This is a genomic window from Tenacibaculum profundi (genome assembly GCF_057162725.1).
Genome location: NZ_CM169894.1, coordinates 2,153,151 through 2,174,108 on the forward strand (window position 1 = coordinate 2,153,151; position 20,958 = coordinate 2,174,108).

Here is a 20,958-nt window from a genome sequence, read left to right on the forward strand (position 1 = left end):
TTTGTTTAACTTTATTTATTTGTAATTAAGCAATTATTATACCACAAAAATACTTAAAAAATAGCTTTCAATTGCACTGCTCCCGAATGTATTGTGTTTGTCTCTTGACTTTTTCTACCAAAATAGTTCAGTGATAAATTTAACATTGATGTTAACTTTTGATTCCAAAATAAACTCCAAGTATAATTATTTCCAACTTGTAATCCTTCGAGCATTTGATAACTAACAGGCGTGTTTGTTTTACCAGAAAATTTATTCGAAAAAACAGCTACATCTATTTTTAACTGATTCTTACGCGAAAATAAAAAATAAGATAATCCCAGCTTTTGTAGCCTCAACTTTTCTGTACCATAATCAAAATTCTCTTTCTTCTTCAAATTATAGAAAAAAGAAAGCTTATGATCTTTACTATAAAACAATGTTAGTTTGGGTCTAATTTCTTTTGTTTTAATATGATAGTTTCTATTAACTAAATTCTCTGTCTGTAGACGGCTTTCTGAAAATACACCTTGTGTTTCGAATGCACAAAATGATGTCAGTTTGTGTTGAAAATTTAATTGATGAATTAAAGAAGTATTTTCTTGACTTCCAACTGAAAACTGTTGTTTATTTTTAGACTTTCCATAAGTATAAACCCAGCTATATCTCTGTAAATTTCTATTGTAATAAAAATTGTTTCTGATACTGTAGGAAAGACTTAATAAATTACTTGGATTAATTTTATATGGATTCCACCAAAAACCTTTCTCTTTTTTTTCTTGCTCATTATAAATAGAAAAATAACCATTATTGAAAAAATGAGATATTAGTTTTCTTATTCCTTTTTTAACCTCCCATCTTTGTGGGTTTAAAGTTATGGATTGTTTATAATTTAAACGCTGCGTAGGTATAAAGCGTATATTAGGGAGCGCAACTCTTAAATAAATTGCCTGGTCCTGAAACTGAGCTACTTCAAACTCATCAATTTGTTGCTTTCCGTCTTTATTATAGTCATTCCAAATATAATACCCCTGACCTGGTTCTGTTTTTATATAAACAAAATCTTGTCTAGCAAGATTACCAGAAGTTGTTTCATAAAGAGCTCCAAGCTTCAAAAAATTTTTAAAAAAATGCTGATTATAGACCACTCTAGAATTAAGTGCTATTTCATTCTTTTCAAACTTATTATCAGTCATTCTAAAGTTTGTATAAACTGATAAATTAGTTCTTTTATTTTGAATAAGTTTAGTTTTTAAATAAAACATCTTGCGTTCATTTATTTGTTTAAAAACATTTGATTTTATACTATCATTTGTTCGGTAATTGAACCCTATTTTTGCGAATACTTTAACAGAATCTCCTATTCCGTATACTCCTTCGACTTCGTTGAAACGATGACTTAAACTATCAAAATAATTAGTTTCTGATAATTTCCGCAGATTTGATTCAAAATTCACGGCTAACCCTGCCCAAGATTTATTAAAGCTTCTTTTAATTTTTGATTTTACCTTGTAAAAATTACCTTCTATTAAGCTAGTTATATTACTTAACATACTTGCATTTAGCCAAAAATTGATTTTTTGTTTTTTTATGTTAGTCTCAATACCTTGTCTATAACCTAAAAAATTATTTGAAAAAGTAAGATATTGAAAATCATACGCTATTTTTGTGTTTTTTTTATTGTTAAATATTACACTTGCTCCTAACTCGGATTGATTTCCAATTCTATTTTCTAAATTCCAGTCTCTATTAAATTCAACAGCTTGAAAACGTTGTACTGTTTGAAATTTATCTTGAATAAACTTGTAATTTAATTTACCAGAAATATTCCAAGTCTTATTTACTATTTGCTGTTCCCACTTAACTCTAGTGGCTATTCTTCTATTTTCCTGATTATCAATTACTGAAAATAAATTCTGATCGTTATCACTAATGGCTAACTCAGCAGAAAGTTGTATTTTCTCAGATGGTTTAAAAGTAGAATTCAATGCTAGTATTTGTAGTTTTGTTGGAGCGCTCAGTTTAACAACAGGATTAAAATCTCCCAAATTTTCACCAACATACTTATAGATTGTTCCTAAAGCAATCATTTCATTTACTCGATAATCTCCTTTGTTTTCTCCAACATTTGTAAAAGTTACTGTATACACTTCACTGTTATCATCAGTAGTATATTCAAAAATTTCTTTAGTCCCTCTCAGAATTTTCTTATATTGAATCTTATTTATGGAAAACTCGTCAATAAAGGCACTTTGAGTAGCCATTTTATCGGGGTTATTTCCAGCATTTTTCAATATTTCTTTTTGAGCATCTGTTAAATTTTGTTGAACAGTTTGGCTTTTAACATCATTTTCGTTGTAAAAAAAACCTGCTACTGAAAAAGAGTTATTTTTATATTCTGTATTTCCATAAGTAATAAATCGTGTATAGTTTCTATCTGCATACTGAAATTCAATCCGAATACGCATATCATTCGTTATTGGATACGTTGTATTAAACTTAATTTCTGCTAAATTATAATCTATGGTATAGTCTTTATTTTCTCCTTTTTCAATGACAACACCATTTACAAATACACGTTCACTTCCTTCAACCATAATAACAGCTGATTCATCATTAGTCCCATAAATTTTATAAGGACCTTGATTCCCTTCAGAACCAATAAAATCAAATACTGAAAATCTTCCTCTTACGATGGCTCCTGAAAATTTAGCATTTAAATATTTACTATACTTGGTCCCTATTTCAATGCCTGAAACTTGTTTTTCAAAATTCAAAAAATAAGTATTTTTATTTGATAAATTTAAGTCTCCTCCTTTTATATTCCAACTCTTACTATACAGTTCAATAAATATTCGATCGAAATCAGTAATATTTTGTGAATATCCCTCTTGTTGTAATGGAAAATTTGTGTCGAAAATATTTGCTCTAATTCCTACTTTATCTGATAGCTTTCCTGATATTGTTAAATCTAATGTGGCATTAGTAACTGCATTTTGGTTACTTCCAGTAGTAACTCCTCGGGTGATAAACCCCGATGTTTGTAAACCATCAAAAAACACAAAATCATTATTTTTTTTATTGGTTGTCTCACTGTACAACTTTCCTGTATATTTACTATTTGCAACAATTAGTCCCTTATCAAAAGGAACATATGTTTTAGTCAAAAAGTCAGGATATCGATAATATTCAATAATAATTTCCTTATACTTTTTCTTATTAATAACAAGTTGAGAAGCAATAAAATCAATTTTGTATTCACTTTTCGGAATAACCTCTTTTTTCTTTCCTAAATCTAAAATTTTAAAACCCTCTTTTTGAATACTGATACTATCGATTTGAATAGTATCATTAACAACAAATATTTCTTTTGAACGAAACTCTTCAGATATACTTTGAGCATAACTATTTATAATTACTAGTATAAAAACACAAAAAAATTTACTAAACATAATACAGTAATGTAGCAATTCCATCAATAGATTACAATATAGTTGATGTAATCAATTTACTGTATCATTATTTTTTATAAAATTAATATCTAGTATTTTTCACGGCTATAGAAATAACATTATGTATTGCTTAAATTAAGAGACCAGATAATACTTAAGTTTAACCGTTTAAAAGGGTAATATGACCAAGAAATAATTAGTTTACATAGAAAATCTTTCTACCCTATCCAAATTTGAATGAATAAAAGCAAAATAGCACTCCTTTAGTGCTACTTTGCTTAATATATTTACATTAAAATACCTTTTTTGGGTTTTATTTGTGGAGGTATTGTTTCTTCTTCTAGCATTTCCTTTAAATCAATTTCTATAGTTCTACAAATTGATAGCATTGGAACATCGTTAGGTAGTCCTTCAAAAGGATTTTCAGAATAATCTCCTATAAGCTCCATCATAAGATAAACCCATCCAATTAAAATATTAAATGGAATAGAAAGCCAAATTCCAAATGTTCCGAGTTTATCAAATTCCGAGACAATACCAAATGGTAATAAGAATAAAAATATAGCAACAAATATGAAACTATAACTACCATATTGCCTTGGTAATGGAAACTTTTTTATTCGCTCGCATTGTCCCTGATAAGTATAGAAATTATGTAGTAATTTTTGTAATTCTACATGTCTAAAGTTATCTAATAAATCTCTTGACCTGATGTCTGCTAAATCTTTAGACTGCTGATCAATAATTTGAGTTGCTGTATTAGTGTGCTTTAACAACCTATCCTTTTCTTTTTTTTCCAAGCACATGTTTAATTCTTGACTAGTAACCTCATCGATAAAAAGCCCTACACCTCCTTCTCTTATTCTCTTCTCTGTAGTTCTTCGTAAATGCCAACCTTGGTTAATGTGTTCCCAAGGAGTAGGTGTTAACAATTGACAACGCAAGGTATACAACCATGATATGTGCCTGTAAATTAATTTTTTATGAATACCATATAACTCTTGTTTTGAAATAGGGCTATTTACTGAAAGATTATTTATGAAAGCTCTTGTGGTAGCTCCCCAACTTCTACTATCATTAACAATTGCTCCCCATATTTTTCTTGCCTCCCAGAGACGATCATAAGAACTATTGTTCTTAAAACCAACGTAAAAAGCTACTGCTGTACCAATAAGCGATAAAGGTAACCATGGAATAACTAACCAATCCCAGTGTGTAAATCTATACAGTACTGCGACAAAAGAAGTCCATACTGTTAACCATATTAAGTGTATTCCACTAAATCTTAAAATAGATACTAAACCAAAATTCTTTTTTGTATACATATTTAATTAATGTTGAATTTTTATTAAGGGTTACAAATCTACTAATAACGAAGTAATTAATTGTGAAGTGTCCTTTCTGTAATGCTTTTTAATATTCTTAACTATTTCAATCATTATAATTATATCTTAAAAAAAAAGTAAAACATTATTTTATGAATAGAAAATCATTTGCCTTTTTCGTTTTTAAATATTGATTATCAGAAACTATAACTGCTATTTCAAAAAACATTCTTTTTTATTTAGATAGCTTTTTAAACGAAAATTACTTCTTCTAATAGTTTACCTGTCTATTAACGATTAACTTTTTTTTAACAGTTTACCCAATTTATGTGACTTCTTAAAATTTAAAGCATCTAACTAGACGACAACCTAAAATAATTGTTGTTTTATAAAACTTTGATTCCCTTCAAAAAGGCACCTGAAGTCCCATTTTACATGGATTGAGGGTGCTCTTTTTTCAATTTAGCTACAAAGCAATTAATAATTATAGTTGTATTAGATAAAAATAAGACAACATTGTATTTTTCTTTATGAATAAGTACATTTTATAAAAAAACAATCATTAAAGAAAATACAACCACCTATTGCTTAATATAAAAAGAGGGAGATTACCCCTCTTTTTATAAACTCATTTTTAATATATTTTTACGAAATATTCTTATAATACTTCCTCAAAATCACCTTGAGTAGCTTGACATATATTCTCTTGTTTATCATCACCTCCACAACTTATAAAAGCGCAAATCATTATTAAGAGAACAAGTATATATTTTATTTTTTTCATTTTTAAAAAATTATGTAAAACATTACTTTGATTCGATTCTTACAGACTTTACTACATTATTTACTTTTACTTGGTAAAGCCCTGGCTCTAGTGAATCAAAAATAACTTCATTATTTGAAATAACAGAATTTCTAACATTAGCACCATTTTTTTCTAGGCTTACTTGCTCCCCCTCTAACTCATAAACAACTTTTATGACTCCTTTATAATCACAAACAACGTGCTTTCTAAAAAAACGAGGCGTCGCAATGTTAACTTTATTAATAGTAACTAGTATTTTTTTCATTTTTGATTGATCCGGCGATCTAAGGAAAACTTCTATAGGTCTCGTAAAGTCTATTTCTGTTACTCCCGAAACAACTTTTTGTCCTTTATAAAAAATTTCAGCCAAAGGTGTTAATTCGAAAATAGGTGCTAAACTTGTTATATCACTTGTATCAAAAACATCAATGGTCAATGTACCATTGCTAGCATTATAATCATAACTTAACGATCTAAGATCTTGTAAAGAAAAGCTTATAATTTCTGCTTCTGATAATAACTCAGGCTCAGCAATACTATAAGCCTGTGTTAAATCTCCTTGAATGCTTCCTGATTTAAATTTAAAAGTTTTATTTACATCAATAATTTTATCGTTTGTTGAATCATAAATTTTAAATCTCATGGTTTTGTTATCTTCATCTGAAAAAATTTGTAAATAAGCATAATATTTACCCTCAACTCCAGCCTTAATAAGATTCGCTACCCCTCTACACTCATCGCCTACAAAGACTCCGACTCTATCGTTTTCACTATTGAGTGTTTTTCCGTTTAAATTCAAAAACGCAACTACAGACATATCATACTGATAGCCATTCTCTACCTCCCAGTCCAAAGAAGACTGGGCTTTTAATAGTAAAGAATTTACAAATAATAACAGTAAAGCTATTTTATAACATATTTTATTCATCATGAAACTCTATTATTTAATTAGACTATTCATATAAACTTTCTGACCTACAACAATCTTCATTTGATATACCCCATCTGATAAATCGTCTAAGCTAAGAGTCAAAACATTACTTCCTTCTTTTAGATCAAATTTTTTGTCGTAAACAATAGATCCTATATATGAGGCTACTTGAACCTGAGCTTTATTCTTTTTTGGACTATAAAGTCTAACACTCAAGCTCTTTTCAAATGGGTTCGGCCATACAAGTAAATCTGTATTTATAATTTCAGATTCTTTCTTTAAAACCAAGGGTTTTTGAATAGTTCCTAGAATATCATTTTCCTTAAAAGAAATAGTGTTGCTAGGAGCTTTTTCAAATGAATTTTTTAGGTTGAAAACTAACTCTTCATTAGTATCTTCACCATAAATTGTCATAAAAAACAATCTTTTATTGTTTATAAATATTTCATTCGCTTCACCTCTTAGGTTTCCTTTTTTATCTACTATCTCTAATATTGAATATTCTTTAGGAATTTCAACTACCGCATTCATATTACCTTTATACTTTTGATATTTATTGGCTCTTACATAACTTTTATTGGAAATTTTGAAAGTTCTAGCACGTCTTGAGGCAATGTACGAAGGGTACGTAAAATTTTCTTGTTCATTTGAAGAGTACAACATATACCCAACACCTGGTTGTAAAAACTCTAAATTCCCTGACCATCCACTTAAATTATCATAAATAGCAAAATGGTGTTGTGACTTTATTACATCTCCTTCTTGCGGATGGAAGTTTGCTAACGCTTGCTTCACTGATGTTGCTGTATTAGCAATGTAAGGAAGCCAATTCCATCTTTTTTGAATATCAAAACTCCATGTGTTTAAATTAACCTTTGGACCAACTGTTCTTAAGTTATTATCTTTTGCTAAATAAACTTTATACATATGATTTGAACTCAAACCTCCATTTCTTGTTATAGAACCTGACCATTCTCCAGTAGTAGAATCAAACACTTCTAGTCCATTATTTTGACTTTGACTTAAAATTCTATCCTGATTACTTAAGCTTAAATCTACCGTAAGATTGTTCAAATCTGCAAATTTTTCATCCTCAAGGAAAAAAGAAACCCAATTCCAACCACTACTAAACTTAATATTTTGGTATGCCAGATCAGAGTTTTTAAACACTTCAGGATTATTTTTGGCTCCTAAAATTCGATTTGATTCGAAATTTAACTCTAAACTATTCCCAATAGTAGCAGGATAAACAATATCTGTTGAAGCCTCCCAAATACTGAAATTTATTGCTTCCCCTTCAGATTGATTTGAATAAACTGTTAAGTATAAGAAGTAATCTTGATAGGAATCATCGTATACTAAACTGGCAACCCCTCTTACTTCACCATTAATAAATGCAGCTACTTTATCCTTAGTACTCAAAGAAAAAGTATTATCTATCTTAATTTTCCCTACAATATTTATGGCAAACTGGTAATCTGAAGGATTTACATTCCAGTCTGGACCTACGGGATTAACATTTAATTTGATCTGAATATTTTGATCATAACCGTAATTAGAATTCAAGTATAAAACTTCCTCATAATTTCCTACCCCTAATTGAGAGCTTGTACTTCCTTGAATTGTAATACTGCTCGAAGGAGGAATAGTTCCATTAGTTTGAGACAATGATAACCAATCAGGAACATTTGTAATATCGAAATCTCTTGGTGTACCTCCGCTATTTATAATGTTAATTTCAAAGTTTGCTTTATCACCTTTATTGGTTTCCTCTTGAACTATTTCTTTTTCATTATTAATAGTCCAAGTTAATTGATCTTGATTTACAAAAGCTGACCAAGTAATAGGTGACTGTTGCATATTATTAACTGCATCAAACATACGATGTACTGTTATATCCAGTATTTGCCTCTCTATCAAAGATTTATCATTGATTACAGGTTCTATAATCATTTCATCTTCGTTAATTACACGAGTTACTTGGAACAAGACTTCTTTTCTTGCCGGCTTAATAGGCGGTGCATCATTAGAATAGTTTACACTACCATCACTTAAAATACTTAAACTATTGGTATGTTGCAAATTTGATGTTCTATGATAATATCTCGGTCCATTTCCTGTAGGTATATCAGGCATATTCATTGGTAGATACAATAACAAACTAGAATGATTAATATCAACCTCATTAAAACGATCTCTGTCAATTTGTTCATAAGAACGTAATGTATTCCATAAACGAACTTCATCCACGTATCCCACAAAATGATTATCAATTTCAGGGGTAGAATTTGGGACAAATTTACCTCTGGCTCCAATCCAAATATTACTACCATAAAAACCTGATAATTCATTACTAGGTAAAGTAGATACTAATTCTGCATCAAGATATGTATTTAGATTACCATATCTATTTAACAATATAGCTACGTGATGCCATTTCCCGTCAGCGACATTATGATTTTCAGTTAGCACATATGAATTCCCTTCGTTATCTAACGATAATACTCCATTCGTATTAATATTAACGGCTACCGTATTATTTTCACTGTTATCTCCGCGTCCATTAGAGAATATTGTTGCATTTTGAGATACATCTGTTTTCATCCAAAAACTTAATGTATAACTCATTTGATTGGTAATTTGCACAAAATTAACATTGTCACAAGTTAAGTATCTACCGTTACCGAATCCATATGATGTACCACGTGGTTTAATATCCCAAGAAGTATTTACTTTAGCATGCTTAAATCTAGCCAAATCTTTTGCCAAATTTCCCATACCTTCGTCCATTGGCCAAATACCAATCAAACCATGTTCATTACCTTGGTAATTTGTATAAATATTTGAAGTAGATTCCGCTAAGCTTAATGCCTTAGACCATTGTCTTAGGTTATGAATATTACCTTTAAAAGTATTCCCTCCTATAACAACATCTTTAGTAAAGTTATACCTTAGATCAGTAGGTGTGTCTGCTGTAGCAACTTCGCGATCATCTTGATATATACTTATACTATTGTTTAAGCTATTATAAACAAATGCGTAGTGGTGGAATAAATTATCATTATCGCTTATAACTCCAGAAACAACCTCATTGCCAAATTTGAACTCTAAATTTTTATTCCCATTATTTTCATTAAGCTTAATTTCTACACCTCCCTCTTGCGATAGTATAGTTGCTGATGACTCAGTATCATTTTTCATCCAAAACTCTAATGTAAAATCTCCGTTAAGCATAGATGGGTTTTCTATAAGCACCGTATTAGAAGCCCCATTGAATGCTAGAGAAACACTATGATCAATTTTCTGCTCATTCGTTTCTCCTCTAACTTCTATTAAACTAACTGCTGGGTTATACACGATAGGCTCATTAAAATGAACTTTTAAATCATCTCCAAAGTTTAATATTCCATTGCTAGGACTTGGCGAACCAAAAAGTCTTGGCGCGATCAAATCAATGGTACCTGAAACAACTTCTGATATATATTCTGTGTTGTTAGTACATGTACTAATTGCTCTTATTTCATATTCTCCATTCTGTATATTTTGACCTACAACATCCCAAGCATAACTAGTATTAGCTCCATCAATTAATGAAATCTCATTTTCGTTATTTGCAACTGCATCATCATAAAAGGCTTCTGTACTATAATATGTATGTAATCTTGTCCAAGTCGAAGAGGTTTTTTTTCTATATTGTAAATCAATTTTTTGAAAACTAGAAAAACTCGTGTTATAATCACCCAAACTGATTTGTAAAGGATTGGTACTTTGATCAGTATTGTATGCTTCAGAAAGGTTATAAACCCACTTGTCTAATGGTGTCTTAATATCAACACTGGTACAAGACGGTGTAAAATGTGCTGAAAGCTTTATCGTCGCTGCATTACTATCTCCCGAAGGCGTGTTACATTCACCTTCAAAAGCAATCTCAATATCTTCATAGTCATATATATCAGAAACTGATTTTTCAATTGTTACAACATACTCTGTTGGTTTTCCTGGTTCAAAATTATAAAACCAAAGACCATTTTTAGCTATATTGATGATTGCATTATGAGGATTCGTATTTTCGTTCACACTCAAAACCATGTGTGTAGCTGATTCAGTTACACTTCTATTTTCAAGTAATATCTTAAATTCTGCTTTATTACTTTCAGGAATATTAGAAATACTCACTACTTCTGCGGTAATTACAGGAACCTCAATTGGTTGTGTACCATAACTTAGGTCCTCTCTATCCTTTTCGGCAAGTTCTTTAATCTCTTCGCTGTCTTGATCATAGGTTTCATGATCATAAAACAATGACTTAGTAGCTTTTTCATATGGACAAGAAGTTCTTCCTCCAAGAGTCATAAAAACAGGACCATTCCCATCAAATGGATCAACAATATCTACACTTAAAAGTGTATGAATATCTAAATCTGATAAGGTATAAGAAATGGTTGTTGTCGATTCATCCTCTTGGGTAAGCTCTGTGAAAATATCTTGCTCAAGACCAATTGTTGTCTCAGATAACACCCCTGTTGTATTTACGGCAAAACCTAATGTTGCTATAAATTCTTGAGATGTATTTAAATTAATTGACCTAGAACTAGTATTCAAGACAGTAGTTTCGATAGACCTTGTAATTTCTCCAGCTCCTGCAACAAAAGAAACATTATCTTCGAAATTCTTTTCAACTAATTCAGAAAGCTGATTTGCCTGCATAAATCTCTTTTTTAATATTTCCTCTGTGGCAGGATGCTTACTATCATCTAAAGCTTTATTAATTTTTGAAATATACGTATCTATAGAGGCAACCATTGATTTTCTATATGACTCTCTATCGTTTTTGACCATGTACTTGATACGTTCATTCTCTCTTATTGTTGAACGCCATAATTTAATTTGATCTTGGTATTGTTCTTTAGACAAAACACCTGGTTCTTTAGGATCAATTGTTCCATTATCAATTCCTTTAACCATCTCTTTAAGCTCTGGAATTAAAACTTCTAGAATATGTTTTTGAGTATAAACAAAGAAGGTATTTGAAGGTTCTTCTGAAAAATAAACAGCTCTTTCTTTTCCTATAAATGCACTTTCTCCACTTTTATTGGTAAGTTCATAACCTTCTCCATTATTACTGCTTTTAGCTCGTATATTATTATAGGTTCCGTAAAAATAATTTTTTGACTGCCCTATATATAAATCTGCATCTGCCCCTACACGATCTATTTCTCCACTCGTCGATATTGACTGATTAAAAGTATATGTTTTTGTCAAACTGGTACCATCGGTGCTAGAATTAGTTAAACCTATACCTGTAACAATATTATTTGTTGCTTCACTTTCTATAACAGGTCCAGCCAAACCTCCACCTACTTCAAATTTCACACCAGCTTTAACTGTAATCTCTTCATTCAATAGACCTCCATAAGTAAAGTCTGTATCTACAGTAAAACTAATTGTTTCTCCCTTTTCAATCGTAGCAGAACTATGTGAACCTGGTGGGTCTCTTAAAATAATATCTGGAGTATCCGGAGCAGAGGTAACAAAAGTCTGACTCCCATCGGACTGCCCTCCTAACAGCACAGCTTTCTTATGATAATTTTGAGCTTCATACTCACTTCCATTAATACGATATTTGATACTTAAAGTATTTGTAAATGGTGGGGTAATTGAAGGATTTCCTCCTCTAAATTTATAAATAATAATTTTATCATCAGATTCACTTGTTTCTGTAGATTCTGAATCTGGTAAAGCCAAATTATTTTTGATAACGAACTCTCCGTCAGCCACTGGAACTTTAAACTCGTCACCTTCACTATTTTTATCATAGTTATAATAGGGTTCAAAGCGCTCTAACGAAATTTGATAATACTTGAATTGTTCATATACAGGATACTCAAAACCTTCTGTGCTAATTCTGGTTCCATTTTTATCAATTTCTATAGTAGCCTCAGTCTCTTGGTCAATAACTCTCAGTACCGGAGTAGATCGATATATAAAATCAAAATTATAATGATACCCCTTTTCTGTAATTTTTGTTTCGTCTGGTAGTTCATAACTTGGAGTTATCACTGCAGATGTCGCTGGCACGTTAATTGTTTCATTAGCGTCTAAAATAGAAATATTGGCATTATTATTTTTTATCTTCACTCCATTCAACTGATTAACAGTATAATTTAAAGGTAAAACTTTTACCCTGTATTCTCCAGTTTCAGAGTTTGTTGAAAAATTAAATTTAGTATAATCCGTTGCAGCGGCTCCTAGTGGAGCATACTCAAAAATTATATTAGCTATCCCTATATTATTTACAGAACTAATGTTTATCTCATGCTCAATATTATCTGAATCTGTATATGGAACTTTATAAGTACCATCATAGCCAAAACCAATCTCTTTTTCAGACTCAATAGAACCCCCAACAACTCTTCCTACTACATCAACCCTTGTTTTGTCAATAAAAGTTACTTGTTCTTCCCTATCTTGAAAAAACTCAGTAAACTCATCTGGATTTGCAGGAAATCTTCCTTCATATTCAAATTCGTGATTTAATTTTTTTACCGTTATAAAATGATCTCCAATAGGAACCTGAATTTCAAAATTTCCTTCACTATCAGATACAACTGGTACATTATTTTTGTCCAATACGATATTGTTATCAACATATATATTTGCTCCTTCAAGACCAATACGTGCATAACGCTCCAGATAGTCATCATTTTTATCATCAGGAGTACCTGCATCGTTTAACCAATAATCACCTTTACTATATTTAGTATCTCCTTTTAAATAGTAATTGTAGCCTTCATCAATAATACCTGGGCCTTTTATATATTCATCACCATCTGTTAAATTTTGAAAATTAGGTTTATTAGAACCTACACTATTTAAATCAACATAGGAAGGGAATACTCCTCTTGTATCATATAACACCTTTCCTTTAAATGTAAAAGATGAAATATCTGTAAAATTTATTTGATTAGCGATTTGATTTTGCTCCCCCAATACAACCAACTGTTGCTTAGGAGAAAACTCATGAACTCCTAATCTAGGAATTATTTCAAAAGACTGTCCATCTCCCTCATAAGGAATTCCTGTTATAATATAGTTCCCGTTGCTATCTGTTAGGCCTAAAATACCTAGTTTGTTTACTCTTGGTAAATCTTGCTGGTTAGTAACCCAACGTACATTGTGTTCTTTATCAAATTTATCAACATTTTGAAAGCTCGCAATATTTCCATTATACTTAAACCCTTGATGAGATAAATCATAAGCATTTATGCCTACCCCTTCATCAAATCTAAAATATGAAATTAAATTTTCATGGTCTCCTTTTATATATCTCTTATAATCATTGTAAATAGTTGTTTGGTCTAACGTGCTATTCCATAATCGTAATTCATCTAAAAAGAAAGCTTTTGTGTCAGTAACACCAAAAGACATTTTGTTCCATTCTATAATTTCATTTCTCTCGTTTAATAAATTAACCTGTTTTGTTGACACCTCTACAGAATAGACCGGTCCATTATATTTTGGGTTAGTACCTAAATAAACATCATTAAATGATTGGATATTTTCATCGTCCTGAGAAATCTCAATTCCATTAATAAATAACATAGGAGCTTCTCCTTGTTTTGCAACTACACTAATATGAGTATACTCAGTATTGAAATTAGATACTGGTATTATTGTTTCTTCTCCTCGCATATTAATGACTCCCGCAGGGATGAAATTATGTAGCTTAAATATACTTCCATCTACATCAACCTCAAGATAATTGTTATTTCCAGACCATAGTTTGGTTTTTATCTCTTTATGCAACATTTCACTACCATTTTTTAAGACAAATAGAGTCATGTACTTATCTTGATCAGTAAATGCTGAACCTGGTTTTACCCAAGCTTGAAAAGTATAAGCATTTTTTATGGTTTTACTTGTATAGTCTATATCTAACTGACCCTTTTCTGGTATAAATATAGCTGGACCTCTTACAGCTATGTTTGAACCATTGGTAGACTTTACATCTAAAGTTACACCTGCTACGGGGTTTCCTCCTTCAAAATTCACATTTCCAGAGACTATTGCGTTAGGAGTTCTAAATCCAATACCACGCACAAATGATTTTTCTTCAACTTCTTTTTCTCCGCTTGGTATTACACCGATCGCTTCTACTTTATATTCGTATAATTTAGCTCCTTCGATTCGAAAGTCATCAAATTCAGTAGCATTAGAAGGAAGGTTTTTAATAACAGTAAAAGATTCCTCAATCGTTTTTAACTCTCTTCTTGACACTCTGATTGATTCAATTTTATCAGTATTACTTTTTATTGTCCAGTTTAAAGAGATTCTATCACTATAATACCCTTTAGACACCTCAAAACTATCGTATGAAAATGTATCATATATGTAAGAAACCCCCCATGGGAAGCGAATATCGATAGGTGATACATTTCTTTGCGAGTTGGAAAAACTCCCTAATATAGGGTTTCCAACCTGTACAGTATACTCACCATCATTAACATTATTTTTACTTACTGAAGTTTGAACAAACTTTGCTCCTTCACTATTTGATTGCCCATGAATGATACCTATATTAAAAATAATCGTAAGTAAAATACATGGAAACAATCGCCAAAAAATTAGCGTTTTCTTCATAATCCTAAAACTCATGTGGTAGCTTATAATTTTATAATATAGTTAACACCATAGTTAACTGGACGGGATTCATTGCCTCCGTGAAAGTCTGTATTTCCTGAAATCGAGTGCCTATGTTCACCACTGAATGCCGAAGTTTTAGTGTGATCACCATCCCTATCATTTCCTGAAAGGTTTTTTGTACTACTTCCATCATTACCAGCTGCCGAAGCCCATTCAAAAATATGTTTAACTTGATGCCTATGGTTTCCAGCACTATTAGCTACTAGATTTCCTGAACCATGATTATGGCTTTTATTTTGAGAGTCTTGAGTATCTCCAACTTCAGGTCCTTCCTGACCATTAACCGTTGATGTTCCTGTACCTCTTAAAAACATCCCTCTCAAATCTGGAGTTGTATTCGATCCTAATATAGATTTTAAAGGCCTTGCATATGGTTCATTGGGTAAAGGTCTTCCATCGCATAACAACCACCCTTTAGGTGCTTCTTTACCCATAAAGGGCATAATACTTCCAGTGGGCACTCCATTAGCGGCCGATAAAGCATAAGGTACATCTTTAAAAACCTCATTAGAAATTAATTTTGACCCTTCACTAATTTTTAAGAAATGCTTATGTTGGGATAAAATACTTTCAATATTTGAATCTAACTCTAAAACTTGAGAAAATACCCCAAAAGCGTCTGTAGTAACTTCTGTATCTCTCACCAAAGTACTCTCTGGCACACCATTGTCAAGATAATATAAATCAAATGTTAGAGTAATTTTTTGATTTGCTCTTACAGAGCCAGTGCCTGGATCTCTTGCAATACCCTGTACTGCAAGCCCTTCTTGCTTATTTTGCGCTTGTAATGTAAAAAAAAGTAAAGTGATTACGAAAGTAATTAATCTTCTCATGTTCTCTTGTTTAATTATTTATTTTATTCTATCGTTAACTTATTGTTAATTCTTATTTCTGGCTTTTTTATTTTCTTTACTTTTTCTTATTTTTGAATAGAGTTAATTGATTTTTTTAGACGTTTCTCATTTATACTTTTTGTTAAAAGCGTACAAAAAAATTGAACCTCCTCTTAATTTCACTTGAAATAAAAAAAAGCACTAAACCCTCATACAAGGGGCAAAAGCCTTATAGTCGGGGGGAACTAAGTCTTATTGATTTTTTATATACAGAGTAAGAATCTACTCTATATTAATATTTAAATTATTCACTCTCAAAACGTTAATTAGCATCAGGAACATTTTAGGGATTTTGCCATGTTGCTTAACTCGTTTTTTAACAAACATAAGTTAAAAAATTTGCTGAATTTTAAAACAGCGTATAAAAGCTCTCTATCAGTTTGTTGCGACAAAATTATAAAAATTAAATTGAACAATAAAACAATTTTTTGTTTTAGTAACAAACACAGACATTATCTACCTTTTAAGAGGTTTTAACTATAATTTATTTTTAGTTTGTATACTTTTTTCCTTTTTATTTAAAACAATTTATGGTCAATAAATGCTTCCAAAACTTAAAAAATCAACTTAATTTTAAAATAACATTGTTAGATTTTTATGTCCGTAAACATGAAATAAAGGAAATATTACATTTTTACTAAATATAAAATTCAGTTGGCTTTGCGGTGCAAAAAAATATCTGTAAAACTAAGTTTAATATAATCACTTCACTCAATACGTATTACAAAAGAGCTATTGTTTTTTCACTACCCCCCTCTAAAACAGAGTTTTTTAAATTAAAAATTTACGTATCACCCGCATCCACATCCTTTGTCACAATTATTATTTTTCTTTGCTTTGAAGAAAAATTTTCTAATTAAAAAAAGCACAGCGAGCGCAACGGTTATATATGATAGTACTTCTTGCATTACCTCAAAATTTGATAAAATATTAAAGCAGATAGATACGCCAGAACTCCCATTCCCACCAACTGTAGTAGAGGCCATTTCCAACTTTTAGTTTCGCGTTTTACTACCGCTAATGTTGCCATACATTGCATAGCAAAGGCGTAAAACAGCAATAAAGAAACACCTGTTGCAAAATTAAATCGTTTTTTACCCGTATTAGCATTTATCTCCATCGCCATCTTTTCTTTAATTGTTGTGGTGTCTTCATCATTATTTCCAACACTATAAATTGTAGCTAGCGTTCCTATAAAAACCTCTCGTGCTGCAAATGAAGTAATTAAACCAATACCTATTTTCCAGTCATAGCCCAATGGCGTTACTATTGGCTCTATGGTTTTACCCATAATACCAATATAAGAATTTTCCAACTTAGACGCTGCTATCTTTTTATCTAATTCTTCCTGTGAAATCATATTTTTAGGATACTGCGCACTTACTATTTGTTCAACATTATCAAAAGAAGAAGGCCCATGAGAGGCTAAAAACCAAAGAATTACAGAAATTGCTAAAATAATTTTACCGGCGTCAAAAACAAACGTTTTAGTTTTTTCAAAAACCTCCAAAAAAACATTTTTAAAAGATGGTATATTGTAATCTGGCATCTCCACAACAAAAAGACTGTCATTTTTAATTTTAAGCTGTTTATGTAAAAGAAATGCCGCGAAAACAGCCACAGCAAAACCTAATATGTAAAGACTGAGTAACGTAAGCCCCTGTAAATTAAACACACCGAGAATCTTCTTTTCAGGAATTATCAAAGCTATTATAATGGCATATACTGGCAATCTTGCTGAACAAGTTGTAAATGGAGTTACCAAAATGGTGATCAATCGCTCTTTCCAACTAGAAATTGTTCTAGTAGCCATGACTGCAGGAATGGCACATGCTGTTCCTGAAATTAAAGGAATTACACTTTTTCCATTCATTCCAAACCGTCGCATAATTTTATCCATTAAGAAGACCACCCTACTCATATAACCTGTCTCTTCAAGTATGGCTATAAATAAAAACAGAATAGCTATCTGTGGTATAAAAATCACAACTCCTCCAATACCAGGAACAATACCTTCAATAAGTAAGTCGGTAAACATTCCTTCAGGCATAACTCCTTTTAAGTAAGTAACTATCTCTGCAAATAACTCGTCGATAAAGTCCATTGGTGCAGATGCCCAATCAAATATAGATTGAAAAATCAAAAGAAGTAACGCGAAAAATATGGCGTATCCGGCAAATTTATGTGTAAAAACACGATCAAGCTTACTTCTTAAGTCTGAAGCTTTTTCCTTATTTACAGAATACGTTCTTTTTAAAATTTCATTAATTTTCTGGTAACGGTATATAGTTTCCTTGTGCTGGTATCTCTTATGTAGTGAAACATCTTTTTCAAACTGTTTTAACGCCTCAATCTCATCAGATAATAATAATATATCATGGTTCTTAGTCAGAATTAACCATAACTGATATACCGAAAAACGGTTGCTTATTTTTTTCAGCGAAGCAAAGTAGGAAGAATCAATTCTTTCGCAAAAACTTTTAAAGTTTGTATTCGCTTTAAGGTCTGAAAAATTTGCAATAGTACTTTTAAGCTCACTAATTCCTTCTTTAGTTCTAACCGAAATTAAAATAACTTTAGTTTCTAATTCTTTTTCTAACTCTTGAATATTAATAGAAATCCCTTTCTTCTGCATTTGATCTGCCATGTTAATAGCAAGAACAACAGGTATATTAAAATCTTGTACCTGAGAAAACAAAAGCAAATTTCTTTTTAAATTTTCAACATCTGCTACTACAACAATAACATCTGGTAAATCTTCTGAATTATCTTTTAACAAGTTTTTTAGTACAATACTCTCATCTAATGAAGTCGGATTAACACTATAAGTCCCTGGCAAATCAGTAACTAAAGCAACAATATCATTATCTAACTTAGCTGTTCCTTGTCTTTTATCAACCGTAACCCCTGGATAGTTTCCTACTTTTTGGTTCAAACCAGTTAATTCATTAAACAATGATGTTTTTCCTGTATTAGGATTTCCAATTAAACTTACTTTTAACTTTTGAGCCATTATTTTCAGATTTTGGTAACTAAAATTTGATCAGCTAGTTTTTTACGAATTGCTAAGTAACTTCCATTAATACATATATATATAGGATCCTTCAGGGGGGCAACCTGTAATAATTGAACTTCAGCTCCTGGCAAGCAACCCATTTCTAATAGTTTTAATGGTATCCGATCTAAACATTCCTCAGATACAATTCCCTTTTCCCCGATTTGTAGTGATGCGATTGTACTCAAAAAAAATAATGTGTTAACATGCAAATATACTAAAATAGAACTATTCTAAACTGAAAGTACAAAGACAAAGCTTCTTTGAAAACTAAAAAGCTATTTTTATGTTACACTTTTAAATAAAATCATTTGAAAAAAACCTTATAGATACTTTTTTAAAAACATCGAATTGATTTTTTAAAAACTATGTAAACTTTTGTCTAAACTGTATATTTGCAATATGACTTTTGATAGTATTATAGGACAAGAACATATCAAAGAACATTTGAAAAAATCTTCTAGTAACAATAGGATTCCTCATGCACAATTATTTATTGGAAAAGAAGGTACTGGTTGTTTAGCTACGGCTATTGCATATGCACAACATGTTTTATGTAGTTTTTCAGATAAACCAGAGGCTTGCAGAATTAAATGTGAGAAGCTTCAGCATCCAGATTTACATTTTGCTTTTCCTGTAACCACTACAAACTCTGTAAAAAGTCACCCTATAAGTAATCTTTTTCTTGAAGAATGGCGCTACTTTGTTAGTAAACAACCTTACGGAAGCTTATACAACTGGCTTCAGTACATAGGGGTTGAAAACAAGCAAGGGCAAATCGGGGTTGATGAAGCTGAAGAAATTGTAAAAAAACTTCATTTAAAATCTTATGAAGGTGGTTTTAAAATAATGATTATTTGGATGGCGGAAAAAATGAATACTGCTGCTTCTAATAAACTTTTAAAACTTATTGAAGAACCCCCTAGCAAAACAATTTTTTTATTAGTTACTGAAGATGAGGGTCAGATAATAAACACTATTAAATCAAGATGTCAAGCATTACATTTTCCTTTATTAAATGAGAAAAACATTGTAACCGCCCTTGTTGAAAGAGAAAGTGTTGAAAAAAATGAAGCACTTAGAATTGCTCATCAATCTGAAGGTAATTATAACAAAGCACTTCATCTATATCATAACGATTCAAATGATCAAGTGTATGAGCAATGGTTTATAACATGGATCAGAACTGCTTTTAAAGCTAAAGGAAATGCAGCTGTTATTCAAGATTTAATTGAATGGTCAGATGTCATTGCAAAATCTGGAAGAGAAACTCAAAAACAATTTCTTAAATATTGCTCACAGTTTTTTAGACAAGCTCTTCTTTTAAACTACGGCGCATCAGATCTCGTCTTTTTAGAAACAAAATCACTTAACTTTCAGTTATCAAAATTTGCTCCCTTTATTCATAGCGGAAACATACTTCTCATTGAAAAAGAAATAAGTGATGCACAATATCATATTGAAAGAAATGGAAATCCTAAAATAATTTTATTAGATTTATCCATTAAACTAACGCGTCTATTACATACAAAAGAAGATACTATTAGTAATTAAATTATTTAAATGTATTATCACAATCCTTTTTATGAACTAATGTAATAGAGTTATAAAAGTTTATCCGATGCAAATCGGTTCAGTTTTTGATTTAGAGTAATTAGATAAAATGCAATTAATCATTTTAAGTAAGTTTAATTTAATCATAATCCTTACTTCAATAAATATATTTGCAACAACACTAATTTTTAAAAATCTTAAATAAATACGTTGTAAAATTAAGATATAGAACAAAATACTAAAAGCCCTCTAAAGTTGACA

The 20,958-nt window shown here is 30.7% G+C and carries 8 protein-coding genes; 1 reads left to right on the forward strand and 7 read right to left on the reverse strand.

Features of this window, described 5'->3' with window-relative positions; all coding sequences use genetic code 11:
• Positions 1-53: 53 nt before the first annotated feature.
• The 7 genes from AC2GW8_RS08795 to AC2GW8_RS08825 form a co-directional block, all read right to left on the reverse strand.
• Complete coding sequence (locus tag AC2GW8_RS08795) at positions 54-3,431, reverse strand: DUF8818 domain-containing protein (protein WP_440879503.1); 3,378 nt, start codon at positions 3,429-3,431, stop codon at positions 54-56.
• A 287-nt stretch (positions 3,432-3,718) separates the two neighbouring features.
• The gene (locus tag AC2GW8_RS08800) at positions 3,719-4,756 is read right to left on the reverse strand and encodes a bestrophin family protein (protein ID WP_440879504.1); all 1,038 of its coding nucleotides are present in this window, start codon (positions 4,754-4,756) and stop codon (positions 3,719-3,721) included.
• A gap of 806 nt (positions 4,757-5,562) precedes the next feature.
• On the reverse strand, positions 5,563-6,492 hold the full coding sequence (locus AC2GW8_RS08805; protein ID WP_440879505.1) for a hypothetical protein: 930 nt from the start codon (positions 6,490-6,492) through the stop codon (positions 5,563-5,565).
• Positions 6,493-6,501: 9 nt separating this feature from the next.
• A complete protein-coding gene (locus AC2GW8_RS08810) occupies positions 6,502-15,132 on the reverse strand; it encodes a LamG-like jellyroll fold domain-containing protein (protein ID WP_440879506.1) in 8,631 nt (2,876 codons plus the stop codon).
• A gap of 23 nt (positions 15,133-15,155) precedes the next feature.
• Positions 15,156-16,028, reverse strand: coding sequence for a phage tail protein (locus tag AC2GW8_RS08815; RefSeq protein WP_440879507.1), 873 nt, complete (start codon positions 16,026-16,028; stop codon positions 15,156-15,158).
• A gap of 967 nt (positions 16,029-16,995) precedes the next feature.
• Positions 16,996-19,101, reverse strand: a complete 2,106-nt coding sequence (feoB, locus tag AC2GW8_RS08820) for a ferrous iron transport protein B (protein ID WP_440879508.1) — start codon at positions 19,099-19,101, stop codon at positions 16,996-16,998.
• A gap of 5 nt (positions 19,102-19,106) precedes the next feature.
• Positions 19,107-19,331: a FeoA family protein gene (locus tag AC2GW8_RS08825; RefSeq protein WP_440879509.1), complete on the reverse strand. Its 225-nt coding sequence runs from the start codon at positions 19,329-19,331 to the stop codon at positions 19,107-19,109.
• A gap of 214 nt (positions 19,332-19,545) precedes the next feature.
• Between AC2GW8_RS08825 and AC2GW8_RS08830 the strand changes: the two genes are divergently transcribed.
• A complete protein-coding gene (locus AC2GW8_RS08830; RefSeq protein ID WP_440879510.1) occupies positions 19,546-20,697 on the forward strand; it encodes a DNA polymerase III subunit in 1,152 nt (383 codons plus the stop codon).
• The last annotated feature ends 261 nt before the right edge of the window (positions 20,698-20,958 follow it).

Excerpts from the sequence above, each read along its gene's own strand:
- AC2GW8_RS08795 (WP_440879503.1), bottom strand. The coding sequence starts at position 3,431 with ATGTTTAGTAAATTTTTTTGTGTTTTTATACTAGTAATTATAAATAGT.
- AC2GW8_RS08830 (WP_440879510.1), top strand. The coding sequence starts at position 19,546 with ATGACTTTTGATAGTATTATAGGACAAGAACATATCAAAGAACATTTG.
- AC2GW8_RS08815 (WP_440879507.1), bottom strand. The coding sequence starts at position 16,028 with ATGAGAAGATTAATTACTTTCGTAATCACTTTACTTTTTTTTACATTA.
- feoB (WP_440879508.1), bottom strand. The coding sequence starts at position 19,101 with ATGGCTCAAAAGTTAAAAGTAAGTTTAATTGGAAATCCTAATACAGGA.
- AC2GW8_RS08810 (WP_440879506.1), bottom strand. The coding sequence starts at position 15,132 with ATGAAGAAAACGCTAATTTTTTGGCGATTGTTTCCATGTATTTTACTT.
- AC2GW8_RS08800 (WP_440879504.1), bottom strand. The coding sequence starts at position 4,756 with ATGTATACAAAAAAGAATTTTGGTTTAGTATCTATTTTAAGATTTAGT.
- AC2GW8_RS08805 (WP_440879505.1), bottom strand. The coding sequence starts at position 6,492 with ATGATGAATAAAATATGTTATAAAATAGCTTTACTGTTATTATTTGTA.